At 72.7% G+C, this 20,587-nt stretch carries 17 protein-coding genes and 1 riboswitch; of the genes, 3 read left to right on the top strand and 14 right to left on the bottom strand.

The window, feature by feature from the left end; translation table 11 throughout:
• Nucleotides 1-191: 191 nt before the first annotated feature.
• The 12 genes from ACFV9J_RS31005 to ACFV9J_RS30950 all read right to left on the bottom strand — a co-directional run bounded on the left by ACFV9J_RS31005 (nucleotide 192) and on the right by ACFV9J_RS30950 (nucleotide 13,618).
• The gene (locus ACFV9J_RS31005; protein ID WP_385359612.1) at nucleotides 192-1,157 is read right to left on the bottom strand and encodes an exopolyphosphatase; all 966 of its coding nucleotides are present in this window, start codon (nucleotides 1,155-1,157) and stop codon (nucleotides 192-194) included.
• Nucleotides 1,154-1,705, bottom strand: a complete 552-nt coding sequence (locus ACFV9J_RS31000; protein ID WP_385359610.1) for a DUF501 domain-containing protein — start codon at nucleotides 1,703-1,705, stop codon at nucleotides 1,154-1,156. The genes ACFV9J_RS31005 and ACFV9J_RS31000 overlap by 4 nt, the downstream gene beginning before the upstream one ends.
• 29 nt (nucleotides 1,706-1,734) lie before the next feature.
• The gene (divIC, locus tag ACFV9J_RS30995) at nucleotides 1,735-2,217 is read right to left on the bottom strand and encodes a cell division protein DivIC (protein WP_385359608.1); all 483 of its coding nucleotides are present in this window, start codon (nucleotides 2,215-2,217) and stop codon (nucleotides 1,735-1,737) included.
• 127 nt (nucleotides 2,218-2,344) lie between these two features.
• Nucleotides 2,345-3,625, bottom strand: a complete 1,281-nt coding sequence (gene eno / locus ACFV9J_RS30990; RefSeq protein ID WP_385359606.1) for a phosphopyruvate hydratase — start codon at nucleotides 3,623-3,625, stop codon at nucleotides 2,345-2,347.
• A 261-nt stretch (nucleotides 3,626-3,886) separates the two neighbouring features.
• Entirely contained in the window at nucleotides 3,887-4,615 is a 729-nt protein-coding gene (gene rpfA, locus ACFV9J_RS30985; RefSeq protein ID WP_381377064.1) for a resuscitation-promoting factor protein RpfA, read from the bottom strand.
• Nucleotides 4,616-4,618: 3 nt separating this feature from the next.
• A riboswitch (cyclic di-AMP (ydaO/yuaA leader) is annotated at nucleotides 4,619-4,785 on the bottom strand.
• A 183-nt stretch (nucleotides 4,786-4,968) separates the two neighbouring features.
• Nucleotides 4,969-6,030, bottom strand: a complete 1,062-nt coding sequence (locus tag ACFV9J_RS30980) for a transglycosylase family protein (protein WP_385359603.1) — start codon at nucleotides 6,028-6,030, stop codon at nucleotides 4,969-4,971.
• A gap of 143 nt (nucleotides 6,031-6,173) precedes the next feature.
• Nucleotides 6,174-7,493: a cytochrome P450 gene (locus ACFV9J_RS30975; protein WP_385359600.1), complete on the bottom strand. Its 1,320-nt coding sequence runs from the start codon at nucleotides 7,491-7,493 to the stop codon at nucleotides 6,174-6,176.
• A complete protein-coding gene (locus ACFV9J_RS30970) occupies nucleotides 7,490-8,467 on the bottom strand; it encodes a nucleoside triphosphate pyrophosphohydrolase (protein ID WP_385359598.1) in 978 nt (325 codons plus the stop codon). Before ACFV9J_RS30970 ends, ACFV9J_RS30975 begins: the two co-directional genes overlap by 4 nt.
• A gap of 76 nt (nucleotides 8,468-8,543) precedes the next feature.
• Entirely contained in the window at nucleotides 8,544-9,191 is a 648-nt protein-coding gene (locus tag ACFV9J_RS30965; protein WP_385359596.1) for a SurA N-terminal domain-containing protein, read from the bottom strand.
• Nucleotides 9,192-9,341: 150 nt separating this feature from the next.
• Nucleotides 9,342-10,832, bottom strand: coding sequence for a serine/threonine protein kinase PkaE (gene pkaE, locus ACFV9J_RS30960; protein ID WP_385359766.1), 1,491 nt, complete (start codon nucleotides 10,830-10,832; stop codon nucleotides 9,342-9,344).
• 38 nt (nucleotides 10,833-10,870) lie between these two features.
• On the bottom strand, nucleotides 10,871-11,431 hold the full coding sequence (locus tag ACFV9J_RS30955) for a hypothetical protein (RefSeq protein ID WP_385359594.1): 561 nt from the start codon (nucleotides 11,429-11,431) through the stop codon (nucleotides 10,871-10,873).
• Between the two features lie 147 nt (nucleotides 11,432-11,578).
• Nucleotides 11,579-13,618, bottom strand: a complete 2,040-nt coding sequence (locus tag ACFV9J_RS30950) for an N-6 DNA methylase (RefSeq protein ID WP_385359592.1) — start codon at nucleotides 13,616-13,618, stop codon at nucleotides 11,579-11,581.
• Between the two features lie 205 nt (nucleotides 13,619-13,823).
• Between ACFV9J_RS30950 and ACFV9J_RS30945 the strand changes: the two genes are divergently transcribed.
• The gene (locus ACFV9J_RS30945; protein ID WP_385359590.1) at nucleotides 13,824-14,366 is read left to right on the top strand and encodes a hypothetical protein; all 543 of its coding nucleotides are present in this window, start codon (nucleotides 13,824-13,826) and stop codon (nucleotides 14,364-14,366) included.
• Nucleotides 14,367-14,415: 49 nt separating this feature from the next.
• A complete protein-coding gene (locus ACFV9J_RS30940) occupies nucleotides 14,416-15,324 on the top strand; it encodes a hypothetical protein (RefSeq protein WP_385359587.1) in 909 nt (302 codons plus the stop codon).
• Nucleotides 15,325-15,442: 118 nt separating this feature from the next.
• Here the strand turns inward: ACFV9J_RS30940 and ACFV9J_RS30935 are convergent, their stop codons facing one another.
• Nucleotides 15,443-16,216, bottom strand: a complete 774-nt coding sequence (locus tag ACFV9J_RS30935; protein WP_385359584.1) for an HNH endonuclease family protein — start codon at nucleotides 16,214-16,216, stop codon at nucleotides 15,443-15,445.
• Between the two features lie 145 nt (nucleotides 16,217-16,361).
• On the opposite strand from ACFV9J_RS30935, the gene ACFV9J_RS30930 reads away from it, so the two are divergent.
• Complete coding sequence (locus ACFV9J_RS30930) at nucleotides 16,362-16,559, top strand: antitoxin (RefSeq protein ID WP_102931350.1); 198 nt, start codon at nucleotides 16,362-16,364, stop codon at nucleotides 16,557-16,559.
• Nucleotides 16,560-16,686: 127 nt separating this feature from the next.
• Here ACFV9J_RS30930 and mfd read toward each other — a convergent pair whose 3' ends face one another.
• On the bottom strand, nucleotides 16,687-20,220 hold the full coding sequence (gene mfd / locus ACFV9J_RS30925) for a transcription-repair coupling factor (protein ID WP_385359581.1): 3,534 nt from the start codon (nucleotides 20,218-20,220) through the stop codon (nucleotides 16,687-16,689).
• Nucleotides 20,221-20,587: the final 367 nt, after the last annotated feature.

Genomic DNA, 20,587 nt, shown 5'->3' with positions numbered 1-20,587 from the left:
AACGCGCGCGCTTTCGTCGTCCGGCAGGGCCCAATTCCTTGTGAAGAACTTCACGAACTTTCCCGACGGGACGTCACCGGGGGGCCCGAAAGACCCCCCGGCACCCGCTCAATCGTCGTCCGTCCTGCTCAGACCGCTACCGGTACCGCTACCGCACCGCCACCGCCACCGCCACCGCCACGGCGAGCGCCCTACGCGATCGACCACGCGATGCCGTCGAGGATGTCGTGCTCGCTCACGACGACCTCCGCCGCGCCCGTCCGCTCCATGATCGCCAGCAGCGTCAGGGAGCCGGCCGCGATCACGTCGACCCGGCCCGGGTGCAGGGAGGGGACCGCCGCGCGCTCGGCGTGGGTGGAGGCCAGCAGCCAGTCGGTGATCTCCCGGACCCGGTCGCGAGAGACACGGGAGTGGTGGATGGCGGCCGAGTCGTACTCCGGCAGCTCCTGCGCGATCGCGGACACCGTCGTCACCGACCCGGCCAGACCCACCAGCGTGCGCGCCTCGCGCAGCGGCACCGTCTCCTCGGCCAGGTCCAGGGCGGCCTCGATGTCGGCCCGCATCGCGGCGACCTGCTGAGCGGTGGGCGGATCGGTCACCGCGCCGTCGCGCACCAGGTGCCGCTCGGTCATCCGGACGCAGCCGACGTCCACGGAGCGGGCGGCGCGCACGTGGTCGTCGCCGACCACGAACTCGGTGGAGCCGCCGCCGATGTCGACGACCAGGTAGGGCTTGTCCAGATGGTCCCGCCCGGCCAGCTCCCTGGTCGCGCCGGTGAAGGAGAACTCGGCCTCCTGGTCGCCCGAGATGACCTCCGGCTCGACGCCCAGGATGTCCAGCACACCGCGCACGAAGTCGTCCCGGTTCTCCGCGTCGCGGGAGGCGGAGGTGGCGACGAAGCGCAGCCGCTCGGCGCCGTGCGCCTTGATGATCCCGGCGTACTCCCGGCAGGCGGCGAAGGTCCGCTCCAGCGCCTCGGGAGCGAGCCGCCCGGTGCGGTCGACGCCCTGGCCGAGCCGCACGATGGTCATACGGCGGTCCAGGTCGGTCAGCTCGCCCGTGGCCCCCGCGCCGGAGGCGCTGTCGGACACAGTCGTGTCGGCCACCAGGAGGCGGATGGAGTTCGTACCGCAGTCGACGGCGGCGACCCGGGTCACTGGGCGTCCTCCCCGTCGGTCCGGCCGGTCAGGTCGGTGGGCGTCACGCAGGGGCCCTTGCGCCACCACTCGGGCAGCATCGCGATCGCCTCGTCGCCCAGCGGGTTGACGCCGGGGCCGGCGGCCAGCGAGTGGGCGACCAGCACGTGCAGGCACTTCACGCGGTCCGGCATGCCGCCCGCGCTCGGGAAGCCGGTCAGCTCCTCGATCTCGTCGCGGCGCCGGACGTAGTCCTCGTGCGCGGCGCGGTAGGCGGCCGCCAGCTCCGGGTCGGAGCCCAGCCGCTCGGTCATCTCCTTCATCACGCCGTTCGCCTCCAGCGTGCCGATGGCGGAGGCCGCCTTGGGGCACGTCAGGTAGTACAGCGTGGGGAAGGGCGTGCCGTCGGGCAGCCGCGGCGCCGTCTCCACGACGTCCGGCTGTCCGCACGGGCAGCGGTGCGCGATGGCCCGCAGTCCGCGCGGCGGACGTCCGAGCTGCTGCTTGAAGGCCGCCACGTCCGCGTCGGTCGGCTCGGTGCGCGGGGTGGTCGGCGGGGGAGTCTGCATGACTGTCTTCTGCTGGTCTTCCTGTTGAGTCACTGCCGGCGGGCGGCGGCGTCGGCCTTGTCGACCCCGTCCCACACGTTCCGGTACCAGGGGCGGTCGGCGGCACCGGCCCGGACGCGGGTCTGCTCGGCCGCCTCCGGGTCGACGACGACGAACCCCGTCTCCCCCGGCATCACGTAGTGCAGCCGCAGCCGGACCTGCTGCTCGGCGTAGGCGTCGTCCTGCCAGCGTGCCTTGAGGTCGCGCAGGTCCTCGACCCGCTGCCGGGTCTCCCGCTGCTCCCGCTGGAGATCGGCGATCTCGGCGCGCTGGGCGACGTACTGCCGTATCGGGTAGGCGAGCGCCACGACGAGCGAGCAGAGCACCATCGCGAGCAGCGCGGCCCGGCCGGTCAGCCGGGAGCGCCGGGCCTGGCGCCTGGTCTGCGAGCGGTAGACCCGGGCCGCGGTCTGCTCCCCGATGATCCGGATCCTGGTCGCGGTGGAGAAACGGTCCCGGTCCTTCACCGCCATGTCTGTCCCCGCCTCCGCCTTCACGTCGTCATACGTGCGTACGTCCCCGCACACGGTACGGGACCGAGTACGGGGACGTACGTACGACGCCGCCTCTTGCGGGCGGGTCAGCCCTCGACGGCGGGGGTCAGCCCTTGAAGCGGGGGAAGGCGCTGCGGCCGGCGTACACCGCGGCGTCGTCGAGGATCTCCTCGATGCGCAGCAGCTGGTTGTACTTGGCGACGCGCTCGGAGCGGGCCGGGGCGCCGGTCTTGATCTGGCCGCAGTTGGTGGCGACGGCCAGGTCGGCGATGGTGACGTCCTCGGTCTCGCCGGAGCGGTGGGACATCATGCACTTGAAGCCGTTGCGCTGGGCCAGCTCGACGGCGTCCAGGGTCTCGGTCAGCGAACCGATCTGGTTGACCTTGACGAGCAGGGCGTTGGCCGAGTTCTCCTCGATGCCGCGGGCCAGACGCTCCGGGTTGGTGACGAACAGGTCGTCGCCGACCAGCTGGACCTTGTCACCGAGCTTGGCGGTGATGGTGTTCCAGCCGTCCCAGTCGTCCTCGAACAGCGGGTCCTCGATGGAGACCAGCGGGTACGCCTCGACCAGCTCGGCGTAGTACTCGGTCATCTCGGCGGCCGTGCGGGTCTTGCCCTCGAAGGCGTAGGAGCCGTCCTTGTAGAACTCGGACGCGGCGACGTCGAGCGCGAGGGCGATCTGCTCGCCGGGGGTGTAGCCGGCCTCCTTGATCGCCTCGAGGATGAGGTCGAGGGCCTCGCGGTTGGAGCCCAGGTTCGGGGCGAAGCCGCCCTCGTCGCCGAGGCCGGTGGCCAGGCCCTTGCTCTTCAGGACCTTCTTGAGGGTGTGGTAGACCTCGGCGCCCCAGCGCAGCGCCTCGGAGAAGGACTCCGCGCCGATCGGGGCGATCATGAACTCCTGGATGTCCACGTTGGAGTCGGCGTGCGAGCCGCCGTTCAGGATGTTCATCATCGGCACCGGCAGCAGGTGCGCGTTCGGGCCGCCCAGGTAGCGGAAGAGCGGCAGGTCGCTGGCCTCGGAGGCGGCGTGCGCGACGGCGAGGGAGACGCCGAGGATGGCGTTGGCGCCGAGCGAGCCCTTGTTGTCGGTGGCGTCCAGGTCGAACATGGCCTGGTCGATCAGGCGCTGCTCGGTGGCGTCGTAGCCGACCAGCTCCGGGCCGATCTGCTCGATGACGGCCAGCACGGCCTTCTCGACGCCCTTGCCGAGGTAACGGCTCGGGTCGCCGTCACGCAGTTCGATGGCCTCGAAGGCACCGGTGGAGGCGCCGGACGGAACGGCGGCACGACCCGTGCTGCCGTCGTCGAGGCCGACCTCGACCTCGACCGTGGGGTTGCCTCGGGAGTCCAGGATTTCCCGGGCTACGACGACGTCGATGGACGGCACGAGCATCTCCTTCTTCAATGTGACGCTTCACTGTGACGCTTCACTGTGACGCTTCGGTCTGCCGCGGTCCCTCGGGGCCGCGACGGCTCTGCGGGACCGAGCCTAACCGGCTCCGGGCGATCGGCCAGCCGATCGCCCACCCGCTGGACAGAACCGAGAGTAAATTGTTTCCGAACGGAACAAAGGCGGAACATGAAAAGTCCCGCCCCGGTGCGTACGGGGGAACACGCACCGGGGCGGGAGTCGCGGGGCCGCCGCCCCTTACTTCAGGTGCAGCTGCTGACCCGGGTAGATCAGGTCGGCGTCGTCGACGATGTCGTCGTTCAGCTTGAACAGCTTCGCCCAGCCGCCCTTGACGTCGTGCTCCTCGGCGATCGAGCTGAGGGTGTCGCCCTTGACGACCTTGTACTCGCCGTCGCCCTTCTCGACCTTCTTGCCGGTCGGGGTGGTGACGGTCTTCTTGGCGGGCTTCTCGGCCTTCGGCTCGGCGGCCGGACGCTCGGAGGAGCGGGAGGCCTTCTGCTCGGTGGAGCGCTCGGCGGTGGAGCCGCCGCTCTGGCTCTGCGAGCTCTCGGAGCTGCCGGAGCCGCTGTCCTCGGAGCCGCCACCGGTGTAGGCGGCGCCCGACAGGCCGGTGCCGCAGACCGGCCAGGCACCCTTGCCCTGGCCCGCGAGCACCTTCTCGGCGATCTCGATCTGCTGGGACTTGCTCGCCTGGTCGGCGCTGGAGGCGTACTGCGTACCGCCGTAGGCGGCCCAGGTGGAGGCGGAGAACTGCAGACCGCCGTAGTAACCGTTGCCGGTGTTGATGGACCAGTTGCCGCCGGACTCGCACTGGGCGACGGCGTCCCACTCGGACGCGGTGGCGGCGGAGGCGTTGCCGGCCGCCATCAGCGGGGCGGCGACGGCGGCACCGGTGACGCCGGCGACGGCGATGACACGGGTGGCCTTGGACGGGCGACGGTGCTTGCCCTTGCCGGAAAACAGCATGGTTGATCCCCTCACCGACGCCTGCGAGGTGAGCTGTCGGGTTCGGGCCGGTTGAGTTGCCCGGCCGGGTTCCTCCCGGAACTCGGCTTCACCCCTAGCCGCTCCGGCTCAACTGCCCGGTGCGGCACTTACCTTGGGTCCCCCGCTCCTGCCTGCGGCGCTTGACGCGACGACTGTTCCCGTACGGCCGCTGGCAGGATTCGGCGTTGCGGCTGTCGGGGCCCGCGGTGGCGAGCGGTCATGACCGTAGACACGCGCTCCGCGGATTTTCAAAGACGATCACGGCTTCTGAGACCTATCTCTCACGAGATCCAAAAGGGACATACGGTCTCTAACCGTGACGCGAACTCCCCCTACTTTTCGCCCGATTCGCCCGTGACCGTGAGCGTCTGACCGGGCAGGATGTGGTCGGGGTCGGCGCCGACGACGGTCTCGTTGTCGGCGTAGAGCGCGTGCCACCCGCCGTCGATGTCAAGGGAGTCGGCGATGGCCCAGAGACTGTCGCCGGTGCGTACGACGTAACGCCCGTCCCCGGCCGCTGGCTCGTCACCGTCGCGCGAGGCATGCCGGCCCGACGTCGGGTCCGTACGGCCCTCTCCCGTCGCGTCCTCGTCCGCGCTGCCGCCGCGGTGCTTGCCGGAACCGGACGAGCCCTCGGCGCCCTGCGGTTCGGCACTGCCGGAGGGGTCGGATTCGACGGAAGTGTCCGGCTTGGCGGATTGGTCCGCACCGTCGGACGAGTCGCCCGACACGCCGCTCGAACCGTCGGACGGGGCGTCAGACGACGAAGAGGAGGGCGACGAAGAGGCCGAAGAAGACGGCGAAGGGGACGAAGAGGACGCTCCGGACGTCGACTCCGACGTCTCGGACGAGCCGGTCGAGCCGGACGACTCGGATGACTCGGATGACTGGGACGACTCGGGCGTTTCGGTGGTCGCGGGCGATTCGGACGACTTGGTGGTGTCCTGCTCCCCCGAGGTGTCGGAACCTTCCGACGCCCCGTCACCGGCCGTGCCGGAACCATCGCCCGTGGCCCCGGAGTCGTTGCCCAGGCCGGCGAGCAGACCGCAGGTCGGCCAGGCGGCGATGCCCTGGTCCGCGTGTATCTTCTCGGCGATTCTTATCTGCTGGGAGCGACTGGCCTGGTCGGCGCTGGGGGCGTAGTCCAGACCGCCGTACTGCTCCCAGGCCTCCTGGGACAGCTGCAGGCCGCCGTAGTACCCGTTGCCGCTGTTCTGGCTCCAGGCGCCGCCGGTCTCGCACTCGGCGACCTGGTCCCAGTTCGCGGAGTCGGCCGCGTGGGCGCCGGTGGCGCCGAGCAGCGGGATCGCGATGGCGGAGCCGGTCACTCCGGCGGCGACGACCAGTGCGGGTGCCTGGCGGGGGCGGCGGTGACGACCGTTCCCGGAGAGCATGCGACGACCTTTCACGAGACGACGGGGACCGCGCGGCGGATGACGCTCTACACCACGCTGATCCGTGAACGTATAGGGAGATCATCGCTTGTCACAAGTTCATGCCGCGCAGATCACGTGAAGATCACAGAGGTGAGCGCGTGTCACTTTTGCGTCGGCGACGGACCGTTGCCGGCCGATGACGCGAGCGGTGTGAACGAGACGGGCAAGGTGCGCAGACCTCGCATGATGAGGCCGCCGCGCCACCGGAGTTCGGCCGGGTCGGCGGCGAGGCGGAGGTCCGGCAGCCGGGTCAGCAGCGTGGCCAGCGCCGTCTGCCCCTCCAGCCGGGCCAGCGGGGCGCCTAGGCAGTAGTGGATGCCGTGGCCGTACCCGAGGTGCTGGCTGTCGCGGCGGGCGAGGTCCAGGGTGTCCGGGTCGGTGAACCGCTCGGGGTCCCGGTCGGCGGCGGCCAGGACGACGAGGACCGGGTCGCCGGCCGCGACGTCCTGGCCGCCGATGGTCAGCGGCCGGGTGGCGAAGCGCCAGGTGGCCAGCTCCACCGGGCCGTCGTAGCGCAGGAGTTCCTCGACGCCGGTCTCCAGCAGGCCGCGCTCCCCGGCGGCGAGGGAGGTCTGCAGGCGCTCCCGCTGCCCGGGGTGGGTGAGCAGCGCGTAGAGGCCGTTGCCGACCAAGTTGACCGTGGTCTCAAAGCCTGCGAAGAGCAGGATGAAGGCCATGGCCGCGGCCTCGTTCTCGGTGAGGTGCTCGCCGTGGTCGGAGGCGCGGATCAGACCGGAGATGAGGTCCTCGCCGGGGGCGGGCTCGGGCGGCAGTGCGGCGCGCTTGCGGTGGATGAGGTCGGCGAGGTAGCCGCGCATCTTCTTCACCGACCGGGCGACGCCGCCCCGCGGGCCCCCTTGGTGACGGATCATCATGCCCGCCCAGTCCCGGAAGTCGTCCTGGTCCTCGCGGGGGACGCCGAGCAGGTCGCAGATGGCGTAGATGGGCAGCGGGAAGGCGAACTCGTGGATCAGGTCGGCGGAGCCGGTGGCGGCGAACCGGTCGATGAGGCCGTCGGCCAGCTCCTGCACCCGGGGCGCGAACTCGGCCACGCGGCGCGGCGTGAACGCCTTGCTGACCAGCCGTCGCAGCCTGGTGTGGTCGGGCGGGTCGATGTTGAGCAGATGAGTCATCAGCTCGGCCTTGCGCTCCCCCGGGATGCCGGTCTTGCCCTTGGCGTGCGCGGGCTCGGCGTGGTGGGCCGGGTTCTTGGACAGCCGCGGGTCGGCGAGCGCCTCTTTCGCGTCGGCGTACCGGGTGACCAGCCACGCCTCCACTCCGCTGGGCAGCCGGGTGCGGTGCACGGGGGCGTGCTCGCGCAGCCAGGCGTAGGCGGGGTAGGGGTCGGTGGCGAACTCCCAGGTGAACAGCTCGGGTGCGGGGCCGGAGGCGGGGCCGGGGACGGATGGGCGACCGGTCATCCCTCGACCGCCCGGATCGCGTCCCGGTAGGCGCGGGCCGCCGCTCTCAGGGCCGCCTCGGGGTCGGTGCCCTCGGACTCGGCGCGGGCGGCGAGGGCGAGCAGGTCGTAGCCGATGCCCTCGCCGGCGGGCAGCGGGACGTCGAGGCCCGCGGTGCGGACGCGGGAGTGGAGCTTGGCGGCGAGGGCCAGGCCGGGCTGGCCGAGGGGGACGCCCTCGGTGACCGAGGTGCGCTGCTTCTCGGCGGCCTTGGTGCGCAGCCAGTGCTCCCGGACCTCCTCGGGGGTGTCGGCCCTCTCGTCGCCGAAGACGTGCGGGTGGCGGTGGACGAGCTTGTCGACGATGGTGCCGGCCACGTCGTCCACGGAGAACGGGGCGTCGGGGTCCTCCTCGGCGATGCGGGCGTGGAAGACGACCTGGAGGAGCACGTCGCCCAGTTCCTCGCGCAGTTCGTCGCGGTCGCCGTCCTCGATGGCCTCGACGAGTTCGTAGGCCTCCTCGATGGCGTACTTGGCCAGGCCCTTGTGGGTGCGCTGCGAGGACCAGGGGCATGCGAGGCGGATGCGGTCCATGACCTGGACGAGGTCGAGGAGGCGGGCGCCCGGGAGGTCGTAGGAGGCGGGGAGCAGCTCGAGGTCGGGCATCCGGACCCGTCCGGAACCGGCGAGACGGGCCAGTGAGTCGGTGAGCGCGGGCTCGCCCTCGCCGGTCGCGACGACCACCGCCGTGCGGCCGCCGGCGCAGGCGTCCACCAGTTCCTCGGCGGCCATCGCCGCCTCCTCCACCCGTATCCCCGCCTCGCGCAGATAGGGCAGCTGGGGGTGGGCTCCGTCGGCGCACAGGACGCGGTCGGCGGTGCGCAGGGCCTGCCAGGCGGGCCAGGACAGCAGGCCGGGGGCGACGCGGTGGCTGGTGGTGAGCAGGACGATGCGGCCCTGGTCGGGGGCGGTCGGGCCGGCGGTGGTTGCGTTCACTCCTCGAACCTAACGCACACCGCCGACGGCCCCCCGAGTTGTCCACAGGGGGCCGTATCGCCGCTGTTCAGGGGTGCTACGCCGGCTGCTGGGACCCCGCCGCCGTGATCTCCCGCACCCACGGTGTCCGGGTGTCGACGCGGCTGCTCTTCTGGACGTCCCAGGCGCCGTAGCGCGGGTTGAGGTCGACGTCGAGCTTCTTGGAGGCCTCGGACAGGGCCTGCCAGAACTCGGGGCGGCTGGTGTCGGTGCCGAGGCTCTGGGCGAGCTTCTGGGCCTCGATCTGGACGAGGAGGTTGTCGTCGAGGCGGTCGGGGGCGACGCCGTACTGCTGGAGCCAGACCGTCTCCAGCTGCTCGGGGCCCCCGGCCTGCTTCTCCAGCTCGCCGCGCATGTCCTGCACTTCCTTGCGGCTGACGCTCACCCCGGCGTCCTGGGCGGCGCGGTGCAGGACCCGGTCGAGGACCATGCCGTGCAGGGTGTCGCGGGTGAGGGTGCCGGTGCGGGCGACGACCTGCTGGTACTGGGTGTCGTCCGGCACGGCGGCGCGCTGGGCCTCGCGCACCTCGTCCACGCGGTTCTCCAGCTGGGCGACGGTGATCCGCTGGTCGCCGACGACGGCCGCCGCGCCCGGATGCGCGTCGTTGCCGCAGGCGGCGAGCAGGGGTGCCGCGGCGGCGATCGCGGCGGTGAGGAGGAGCGCGGAGCGACGGCGGCGGTGCAAGGGAACCTCCCGTTGGAGATTGTGCGACGGTGCACAAAGTCTTGCGATGATCGATGTTAGGCAGTGGCCCGGCTCTGGCCAACCCATTGGACCAACGATTCATCAGGACTTCGGGCACCGCCTCGCGCCCGGTCCGCGTGGCGGCGGTGGTCAGCCGTGCATCCGGCCCAGCCACTGGAGCGTGCGCCGGATGTCGGCCGCGAGCGGATGGCCGGGGCCGTGGACGCGCTCCACGTCGTGCAGCAGCCGGGCCAGCGTGTCGTGGGCGGCGGCGCGGTCGCCGAGGGCGAGCAGGAGGTGGCCGATGCGGCGGCGGACGTCGTGGGCGAGGTCGGGGTCGCCGGCGACGTACTGGTTCTCGTAGTACGGCAGCAGCGCCCGGTACTCGGCGAGGGCGGCGGCCGGTTCGCCGAGCTGTTCCAGGCACTGGGCCGCGTCGTAGCGGTGGCGCAGGCACTGCGGGTCGGCCTGGCCGGCCTCGGCGGCGCGTTCGTCGGCGAGGCGGCGCAGTTCGGGCAGGGCGCGCCGGTACTGGCCGTCGTCCATGAGGGTCGCCGCGTACTGCCTGCGCAGGGTGCGCACGACCGGGGAGCGTTCGCCGTGCTGTTCGGCGGTGGCGGGCAGGATCGCGCCGAGGACGTCGACGGCCTGGGTGATGCGGCCCTCGCCGAGGAGGCGCTTGACGTCGTCGACGGCGCGGGCGACGTCCGGCTTGGCGGCCTCGGCGGCGGGCGGTACGGGGGCCGGCTGCGGCGCGGGGGTGCGGGCGCGGTCGGGCCAGGGGGCGTGCGGGCGCACGAAGGGGCGGGTGGGGTCCAGGGGGCCGCCGGTGGGCACGCCGAGCGCGGGGAGCAGCAGCGCGAGGTGCTCGTAGACCTCCTGCGCGGAGTCGGGGCGGTGCTGCGGGTCCTTGGCGAGCAGGCGCAGGACCAGGGCTTCGAGCGCCTCCGGGACCTCGGGGCGAATGCGGCGCACGGGCAGCGGGGGCTCGTACAGGTGCCGGTGCAGCACGCCGAGCGCCGTGGAACCCGCGAACGGGACGTCGCCGCTGAGCAGTTCGTGCAGCAGCACGCCGAGTGCGTACAGGTCGGTGTACGGGCCGACGGCGCCGCCCATGGCCTGCTCGGGGGCCATGTAGGCGGGCGAGCCGATGGGGGTGCCGGTGTGGGTGAGGCGGGTGGTGTCGGCGTCCATGACGGAGGCGACGCCGAGGTCGAGGACGGTGACGGTGCCGTCCTGCTTGACCATGACGTTGCGCGGCTTGAGGTCGCGGTGGACGATCGGCACGGCGTGCACGGCGCTGAGGACGGCGCACAGCTGGGCGGCGACCGCGACGGCCCACTGCCACGGGTACGGGTCGTGCTCGGCGAGGTGGTCGGAGAGGTCGGCGCCGTCGACGTACTGCATGACGAGGAACAGCTCCTCGCCCTCGCTGCCCGCGTCGTGCACCGTGACCAGGCCGGGGTGGTCGACCTGTGCGGTGATGCGGCACTCGCGCACGAACCGGCGGCGCAGTTCGTCGGCCTCCGCCCCGGCGACCTTGTCGGGGCGCAGCAGCTTCACCGCCACGCGCCGGTCCAGGCGCCGGTCGTAGGCCGTCCAGACCTGTCCCATGCCGCCCTGGCCGATGAGTGTGGACAGCTCGTACCGGCCGGCGACGACGCGTCCGGCCGCCACGGTCACCTTCCGCCCCGGTGGCCGCCGTCGCGGCCGTCGTGGTTGCGCAGGTAGTCGCTGAGCTCGTCGAGTTCGGCGCGGACCTGGTCGATGCGGGCGGGCGCCGGGTGGTGCTGCGGCGGGGCGACGGGGTGCTGGAGGGGGGCAGGAGGCGTGTACGGCCCGACCGGATGCCCCGGACCGTAGTGCGGTCCTGCGAAGTGGGCGTGGGGCGGCGGGTTGCCGACGAAGGGCCGCGGGGCGGCGTGCACGCGTATGTCGATCACGAGGAAGTACGCGGCGGCCGCCGCCCCTGTCAACAGCAGCCCGGCCAGCGCGGCGTCCGTCCGGTGGTCCGTCTCGGGCAGCGAACCGACCACGGCGAGGCAGGCGATGGACAGCGGCAGGCTCACCCAGGCGGCCGTCCAGTCGTACCAGCGGCCGCGCAGGACGGCGACCCGGAACAGCGGTACACAGGCGAGCAGACCGCAGGTCAGGAAACCGGCGGCGGCGTACAGCACCCGCAGGGTGATGACAGTGGCCGCGCCGCGGGTGGGCGGCGGCCCGGCGCTGTTGCCGTACATGACTGCTCCTGGACCGGTGATGCCGAGGACTCGTCGAACGGACCGGGCCGTTCGGAGTGGGAGTCCGAGCGTATCGGCCCGGACGGACAACGGGTCACGGTTGTACCGAACCGTTGCCGTCCTGGTCACTCGGCCCGCGCGGGCGGCTCAGCCGGGGGCGACCGTGCCGTCCGTGAGCCCGTCGTACATGCCCCGCACCAGTTGCTCCCCCAAGCGGCCCGCGAGGCGCAGCGCGCGCTCGAACTCGTCGAGGGCGCGGAAGCGGTCGCCGTAGCCGCGCTGGGCGTCGAGGGGCAGCCGGGGCAGTTGGAGGCGCCGTACGTCGAGGCGGGTGGCGGTGGAGGCGTAGCTGCTGGCCTGCCGGTGGTTGGCGGTGCCGCGCAGGAACCCGGCCAGGAACCAGGGGTCGAGGGCGGCGGGGTCGGGGCGCAGGAGCACGAGGTTGCGCCCGAGGGCGGCGCCGGCCGTGTCCGCGTCGATCACGCGCGCGACGGAGCCGCCGCCGAGGACGGGCACGACGACGTCACCGGGTTCGGTCAGGACGGGTTCCTCGTCGCCCTCCGGGAGGGTGCCCGAGGGGCCGGTGCCGGTGAGGACGTCGTGGTCGGTGAGCAGGGGCACGCGCGCGTGGCCGCCGTTCGTGCCGGTGCGCAGCACGAGGGCGCCGCCGCGGGCGAGTTCGCCGACGGTGGTGAGCGGCCTGCGCGGTGCGGCGCGTCCGGTGCCGGGTGCCGCGGGGGTCAGCTCCGCGGTCAGGCGCAGGGTCTCGTCGAGGCGCTCGCGGACGTCCGTGAGCCGTTCGGTGCCGCCGGTGGCGGTGGGGGGCGGCAGGTGGCGGGCGGGGGCCAGGTCGATGTCGTCGTCGAGGAGTTCGATGACGGGCAGGCAGCGGGCGAGGCCCGGCCGGTCGTCGAGCCGGCCGGTGCGGTCGAACGCGGTCCAGGCGTCGAGTACGGCGTCCCGCACGGACCGCCAGTCCGGCCCGCCGCGCCCCTCTGCGGCGAACTGCCCCGTGTCGGCGAGCAGCACCCCGGGCTGTGCGGGCGCCCGCTCGGGCCGGCGCAGCACCCACAGGTGCAGGGGGAGGTTGTACGGCGGTGCCGCGCCGGCCGGCAGGGCGATCACGGCGTGCAGCGCGCCCCGGCGCAGCAGGTCGGCGCGGACCCGGCGGCCGGAGCGGCGGGAGGCCGCGGCGGGCGGCATCAGGACGACGACGGTGCCGCCGTCCCTGACCCGGGCCAGGGCGTGCTGCACCCAGGCCAGTTCGGACTCGGTGCGGGCCGGGAAGCCGTACTCCCAGCGGGGGTCGTAGGCGAGTTCGTCGTGGCCCCAGTTGCGCTCGTTGAACGGCGGGTGGCACAGCGCGGCGTCGGCGCGCAGGTCGGTGCGGGCGTCGGCGCGCAGGCTGTCACCGGCGGCGATGCGCACGGCGGCGTCCGTGCTCAGGGCGAGCCGCAGCGCGGTGAGGGCGGCCAGCGCGGGGTCGCTGTCCTGGCCGCACAGCTCCTGCCCGGGCCGGGTGGTGGCGGCAGCGGCGCGGAGCAGGGAGCCGGTGCCGCAGGCCGGGTCGAGCACCGTGCGGGCGGGACCGGCGAGTTCGGCCATCAGGTCGGCGAGCGGGTCCGGGGTGAGCGTGTACTGCCGCGGGTTGGCGTCGAGGTGCCGGCCGAGCAGGAACTCGTACGCCTTGCGGGCGCCCGGTCCGGCGGCGAGTTCGGCGGCGCCGCGCAGGAGCGGTACGGAGGGGAGCAGCCGGGGGGCGGCCGGGGTGGTGACGACGCGCTCGGGGCCGGTGCCGAAGCGGGCGTCGAGTACCTGGTCGAGGGCGGCGGGCAGCAGGTCGGCGAGGCGTTCGTCGGAGCCGGCGCTCGCGTCCAGCCAGAGGGTGGGGCGGTCGTGGATCAGCAGGAGGACGCAGCCGGCCTGCACCAGGGCGGCGACCGGGCCCTCCGGGTGCCCGGCCAGTTGCTGCCAGACGCGTTCGCGCGGGGGGACCTCGGCGAGTTTGCCCTGGGCGCGCAGCCATGCCTCGACGTCGGCGAGGGCGAAGGACGGGCTGGTCTCGGTGCCGCCGACCGGTCTGGGGAAGTCCGCGTGGCGACGGCGCCAGTTGCTGACGGCGGCGCGGCCGACGCCGGCGAGCCGCGCGATACCGGCGGCGGTCACCTCTGTCCCGTGGTCCTGCACGCTCGGGGCCCCCTCGTCCTGGTGTGTGGGGCCGATCCTACCGATGAACGCGATCCGACCCCGTTCACATCGTGTACCTGCACGGCCCCGTGAACCGTGTTGACTCGGTTCACAAGCTCTGTTCTTATTGACCCATCGAACCGGCCGAGGCGACGGGCTTCGGTTCACGGTCGACCGATCTGTCTCTGGGGAGAGGACCGACGTCATGGGGATGAAGACCAAGATCGCGCTGGGCGCCGTGGTGGGGATCGCCGTCATCGGCGCGCTGTCGGCGAACGCGGGCGACGGGGACGGCGACGCCAAGAGCGGCGACCGGACCTCGGCGAGCGCGGGCGAGAAGCAGGACGGCGCGGACGCGGACGACGCGAAGACGGACGGCGCCGGCGCGGACGGCGCGAAGACGGACGGCGCCGGCGCGGACGGCGCGTCCGAGGCGAAGCCCGCCGAGGACAAGGCCGTCGAGAAGGCGTCCCAGGCCGAGCGGTTCAAGGCGTTCGTGCAGAAGAACGGGACGCCCAAGGAGAAGGACGCCGTCTCCCACGTCACCAAGGTGCAGGGCGCCGACGAGCAGAACGACATCCTCGACGCCGCCGACGTCTACACCGACTTCACCGGCGGCATCATGGGCCCCGGCACGGGGCCGGCCAAGCTCATCGCCTCCGCGTTCGCCGACTGGAAGGACAGCGAGAACGGCCTCGTCACGATCTACGACGCCGACGGCGAACTGCTCGGCAACGGCCAGTTCTGAGCGCCGGACCGCGCTCACCGTTCACCGAGAATCCCCGGGGGGATCCACCATGCGCCGTCGCGCGCGCCGCACCGCACTCACCGCTCTTCTCCTCGCCGCCGGCGCCACCGCCTGCCTGACCGGCTGCCAGTCCGGCCAGGACGGCGACGGCACCTCCGACGGGGCCGCCCGGTCCGCCGCGTCCGGCGGATCCTCGACCGCGTCGCCGTCCGCCACCGCCCCCGGCTCGACCGCAACACCGGCCGAGGCGTCCGCGTCCGCCTCGGCGCCGTCGCCGGACGAGCCGTTCGCCGGGCTGACCGGCGCGGAGATATCCGAGCGGGCGCTGGAGGCCACCACCGGGGCACGCTCGCTGCGCATGACCGGCAGCGTCCCCGACGACGAGAGCGGCGGCACCATAGAGATCGACCTCGCCCTGGACCGGCGGGGCGACTGCGCCGGGACGATGAGCATGGACGGCCAGGGCGAGGCCGAGTTGATCAAGACCGGCGACACGCTCTACCTGAAGTACGACGAGCGGTTCCTGCGGGCCCAGAGCAAGGGCGAGCCGCAGGCCGACACCGAGGCCCTCGTGTCACTGCTGGCCGGACGGTGGACCAGCATGTCCGCCGACGGCGCGGACGCGAAGGAGATGGCCGGGTTCTGCGACCTGGACAGGCTGCTGGAGGACGCCGGGGGCAGCGGCGACGACGCCCCGGCGAAGGTGACCCGCGGCAGGGCCACCACCGTCGACGGCAAGCCCGCGTTCACCCTGTACGAGACGGACGACTCCGTGCGCGACACGGTGTACGTCGCCACCGAGGGCAAGCCGTACCTGCTGCGCTTCGAGAGCGGATCGAAGCAGGAGCCCGGCGCCCTGTCCTTCACCGGGTACGACGAGCCGGTGCCCGCCGAGTCCCCCGCCGGAGAGGTCCTCGACCTGGACGGCCTGGACGACATGGACGGGACGAGCACCTGAGCCGCGGGAGCCGGGCCCCCTCACCCCCGGGCCGCGGCGATCCCGAAGCCGTCCATGCGGTCGCGGGCCAGGGCGATCAGCCCGTCGCGCACGTGGAGCACCGGGTCGGTGAGCCGCGTCAGCCCCGGCACTGCTTCGACATCATCGCCCGGTCCGCCTCCGTCACCGCCAGCTCGTACTTGACGGCGACCTGGGCGAAGCGGACCGCGTACGCGCACCGGATCGACTTGGCGGGCGGCAGCCAGGAGGCCGGGCCGGAGTCGCGCTTGGCGGAGTTGGCGCGGCCCTCGACGGGGAGCAGGTTGAGCGGGTCGTTGGCCAGCTGCTCGCGCTTGCTCTCCGGCCACCGCGAGGAGCCCATCTGCCAGCTGTAGGACAGCGGCACGACGTGGTCGATCTGGACCTCGCTCGCCTTCTGCTTGCGCCACTCGATGCTCGTCCCGGTGTACGGGTCGTCCAGCGTCATCGCGATGACCACACAGTCCGAGCCGGACTTGAAGCGGACCTCCTGGCCATCACGTTTGAGCAGGTCGTTGCGGGTGTCGCAGCCGTTGCGGGCGAGCGGGACGCCGTCGGCGGTGTCCATCCAGGCATAGCCGAACTCGTCGCGGTCGTACCCGGTCTTCGGGCCGCGTCCCTTGGTCCGCAGACCGTCGATCAGCTTGCGGGCGGCCGCCTGCGGGCTGTCGCCGGTGACCGGGGCGAGGCCCGGCTCGGTGCCGTCCGGGTTGTCCAGCGGGCTGACCGCGTGGCCCGCGGCGGGGGCCTCGGCGCCGCTGCCCGGGGTCGGGGCGCCGTCGTCGGCCTCCAGGCCTTCGCAGCCGGTCACCAGGGCCAGGGCGAGGGCCGCCCCCGCGGCCCAACCGGTACGGATCCTGCTGTGCCGCGTCATGCGCGCCCCTCCCTTGCCGTTCGCAGCCACCACCGTAGCGAGGGAGAGGTCCGGCCCATAGGGGGCCTTAAGCGGGCGTTAGTGGGCACCCGGGACATATCTGTCGTACCTTCGACAGTGAGTCACGCCTCGGAAGGAGCTCTGCATGGGCATCCTCGACAAGATGAAGAGCATGGCCGGCAAGGACAAGGACAGGTCACGGAAGATGTCCGACGCCGCCGAACGCCAGGTCAACCAGAGGACCGGCGGCAAGTACGAGAAGCAGGTCGACGCCGCGCAGCAGCAGGCCGAGGGCAAGCTCGGCTTCGGACGCGAGCAGGGCGGCGGCCGGGAGCAGCAGTAGAAGCCACTCCCCGTACCCCGTACCCCGTACTCGGACACGTCGAAGCCGTCCACGGAACCGACCCGTGGACGGCTTCGCCGTGAGCCGGCCCGGACTTCGGGTTACGTGAGCCGGCGCGGACTTCGGGCTACGACCCGAGGATCGAGGTCAGGAACTCGCCCACCCAGCCGAGCAGTTCCCGCCCGACCAGCGGCTTGCCGCCCACCTTCGCGGTCTTCGGGCGCGGCACGAGCACCTGGTGCGTACCCGACTTGATGACGCTGCCGGGGTAGAGCCGCTTGAGCCTCAGCTCCTGGGACTCGCGCAACTCCACCGGCGCGAAGCGGATGTTGTTGCCCTGGAGCACGATCTCGCCGACGGCGCACGCCCGCGCGAGCATGCGCAGACCGGCGACCAGCAGCAGGTTCTCCACCGGCTCCGGCAGCTTGCCGTAGCGGTCGACGAGTTCCTCGCGTACGGCCTTGACGTCCGCCTCGCTGTTGGCCGAGGCGATGGACCGGTAGGCCTGCAGGCGCAGCCGCTCGCCGGGCGCGTAGTCGTGCGGGACGTGCGCGTCGACGGGCAGCTCGATCTTGACCTCCAGCGGCGGCTCCTCCTCGACGCCGCCCTCCAGGGAGGCGCGGTAGTCGGCGACGGCCTCGCCGACCATCCGCACGTACAGGTCGAAGCCGACACCGGCGATGTGGCCGGACTGCTCGCCGCCGAGCAGGTTGCCCGCGCCGCGGATCTCCAGGTCCTTCATCGCCACGTACATGCCCGCGCCCATCTCGGTGTGCTGGGCGATGGTGGCGAGGCGCTCGTGCGCGGTCTCCGTCAGGGGCTTCTCCGGCGGGTACAGGAAGTAGGCGTAACCGCGCTCGCGGCCACGGCCGACGCGGCCGCGCAGCTGGTGGAGCTGGCTGAGGCCGAAGTTGTCGCCGCGCTCCACGATGAGGGTGTTGGCGTTGGAGATGTCGATGCCGGACTCGACGATGGTGGTGGAGACCAGCACGTCGAACTTCTTCTCCCAGAAGTCGACGACGACCTGCTCCAGCGCCTGCTCCGACATCTGGCCGTGGGCGGTGGCGATGCGGGCCTCGGGGACGATCTCGCGCAGCTTGGCCGCCGCGCGGTCGATGGACTCGACGCGGTTGTGGATGTAGAAGACCTGGCCCTCGCGGAGCAGCTCGCGGCGGATGGCGGCGCCGATCTGCTTGTGCTCGTAGGGGCCGACGAAGGTCAGCACCGGGTGGCGCTCCTCCGGCGGGGTGGTGATCGTGGACATCTCGCGGATGCCGGTGACCGCCATCTCCAGGGTGCGCGGGATGGGGGTCGCGGACATGGTGAGCACGTCGACGTTGGCGCGCAGCTTCTTCAGCTGCTCCTTGTGCTCGACGCCGAAGCGCTGCTCCTCGTCGACGATGACCAGGCCGAGGTCCTTGAACTTCGTCTCCGAGGAGAACAGGCGGTGGGTGCCGATGACGATGTCCACCGAGCCCTCGCGCAGCCCCTCCAGGGTCGCCTTCGACTCGGTGTCGCTCTGGAAGCGGGACAGCGCCCGCACGTTCACCGGGAACTGGGCGTAGCGCTCGCCGAACGTCCCGAAGTGCTGCTGCACCAGCAGGGTGGTGGGGACGAGCACGGCGACCTGCTTGCCGTCCTGGACAGCCTTGAACGCGGCGCGGACCGCGATCTCCGTCTTGCCGTAGCCGACGTCGCCGCAGATCAGGCGGTCCATCGGGACCGTCTTCTCCATGTCGTCCTTGACCTCGGCGATGGTGGTGAGCTGGTCCGGCGTCTCCGCGTAGGGGAAGGCGTCCTCCAGCTCGCGCTGCCAGGGGGTGTCCGAGCCGAACGCGTGACCGGGCGCCGCCATCCGCGCGCTGTAGAGCTTGATCAGGTCGGCGGCGATCTCCTTGACCGCCTTCTTGGCGCGGGCCTTGGTCTTGGTCCAGTCGGCGCCGCCCAGGCGGTGCAGGGTGGGGGCCTCGCCACCGACGTACTTGGTGATCTGCTCCAGCTGGTCGGTGGGGATGTACAGCCGGTCGCCGGGCTGGCCGCGCTTGGCGGGGGCGTACTCCACGACCAGGTACTCGCGGGTGGCGCCCTGGACGGTGCGCTGCACCATCTCGATGTAGCGGCCGACGCCGTGCTGCTCGTGGACGATGTAGTCGCCCGCCTCCAGGGTGAGCGGGTCGATGGTCTTGCGGCGCCGGGCGGGCATCCGGGCGCCCTCGCGTCCGGCGGCCTTCTGGCCGGTCAGGTCGGTCTCGGTGAGCACGGCCAGCTTGAGGGCCGGGTCGACGAAGCCGTGGTCGATCGAGCCGCAGGAGACGTGCACGACGGAGGGGCTGAGGGCTTCGAGGTCGTTGTCGAGGCGGGCGGCGATGCCCTCGCCGCCGAGGACCTCGACGGTGCGGGAGGCGGGGCCGTGGCCCTCGGTGACGTAGACCGCGCGCCAGCCGTCGGCGAGCCAGCCCTTGGTGTCGGCCAGCGCCTTCGCCGTGTCGCCGCGGTAGGTCTCGGGGGCGTGCATGCCGAGCTTGAGGGTGTCGGCCTCGGCGAACGCGTCGTCGGCGGCGAAGGGCGAGACCGACCACCACATCATGTCCAGCTCGCGGGCCCGCTCCCGGACGTCCGCGATGGACCACAGGGAGGCCGCGTCCACGTCGATCGGTGCCTCGCCCCCGCCCGCGGTGGCCGCCCAGGACGCCTGGAGGAACTCCTGCGAGGTCGCCACCAGGTCGGCGGCCCGCGTGCGCACCCGCTCGGGGTCGCAGACCAGCGACATCGAACCCTTGGGCAGCACGTCGAGGAGCAGTTCCATGTCGTCGACGAGGACGGGCGCCAGGGACTCCATGCCCTCCACCGCGATGCCCTCGGCGATCTTCCCGAGCAGCTCGCCCAGCTCGGGGTGGTCCTCGGCGAGGACGCGGGCGCGCTCGCGCACGTCGTCGGTGAGGAGCAGCTCCCGGCAGGGCGGGGCCCACAGGCCGTGCTCGGCGACCTCCAGGGAGCGCTGGTCGGCGACCTTGAAGTAGCGGATCTCCTCGACGTCGTCGCCCCAGAACTCGACCCGGAGCGGGTGCTCCTCGGTCGGCGGGAAGACGTCCAGGATGCCGCCGCGCACGGCGAACTCGCCGCGCTTCTCCACCAGCTCGACGCGCGCGTACGCCGCTGCCGCCAGCGCCTGGACGATCTCTTCCAGGTCGGCGCTCTGTCCGGTGCGCAGCGCCACGGGCTCCAGGTCGCCCAGGCCCTTGACCTGCGGCTGGAGCACGGAGCGTACGGGTGCGACGACGACGGAGACCGGGCCGGTCTCGGGGTCGTCGGGGCGGGGGTGGGCCAGGCGCCGCAGGACGGCGAGGCGGCGGCCGACGGTGTCGCTGCGCGGGCTGAGCCGCTCGTGCGGGAGGGTCTCCCAGGAGGGGTACTCCACGATGCCCTCGGGGGGCAGCAGGGAGCGCAGGGCCGCCGCCAGGTCCTCCGCCTCGCGTCCCGTCGCCGTCACCGCCAGCACCGGGCGGCCCGTCTCGCGGGCCAGGGCGGCGATCGCGAAGGGGCGGGCCGCGGGCGGGCCGACCAGGTCGACGTGCATGCGGTTGCCGTCTGCGGCCGCCGCGATCGCTTCCGCGAGGGCGGTGTCCTTGACTACGGCGTCGAGCAGACCGTGCAGGCTCATTCGGGGCGCTTTCCGTGCGGGGGTGTACAACACGACGGGCCCGACGCGCGCTGCGGGCCGGGGTGTCTCCAGCGTACGTCTCCGCATGCGCGGGCGTCGGGGGCTGTGGATGACGCCGGGGGCGTGGTGGCCGGCGCCGCGGTGGCCGTACCAGGGGGCTCCGCCCCCTGGACCCCCGGGCCTGTGCCCACCCACCACCCGACTCGGTGGGCTGAAAGGCGAACGCCCGGCTGACGGACGACTCGGGGGGGGGAGGGGCTCGGGGAGGGGCGGGGGCTCGGGGAGGGCGGAGGCTCGGGGAGGGCGGAGGCTCGGTGGGATAGAGAACTCCGAGCCCACGATAATGATGCTAATGGGGTGTGACGGG

This window comes from Streptomyces sp. NPDC059906, from assembly GCF_042730645.1.
Lineage (GTDB): Bacteria > Actinomycetota > Actinomycetes > Streptomycetales > Streptomycetaceae > Streptomyces > Streptomyces rubrogriseus.
Note: the sequence above shows the minus strand (reverse complement) of the source record. Positions and strands in the feature narration are given on the sequence as shown.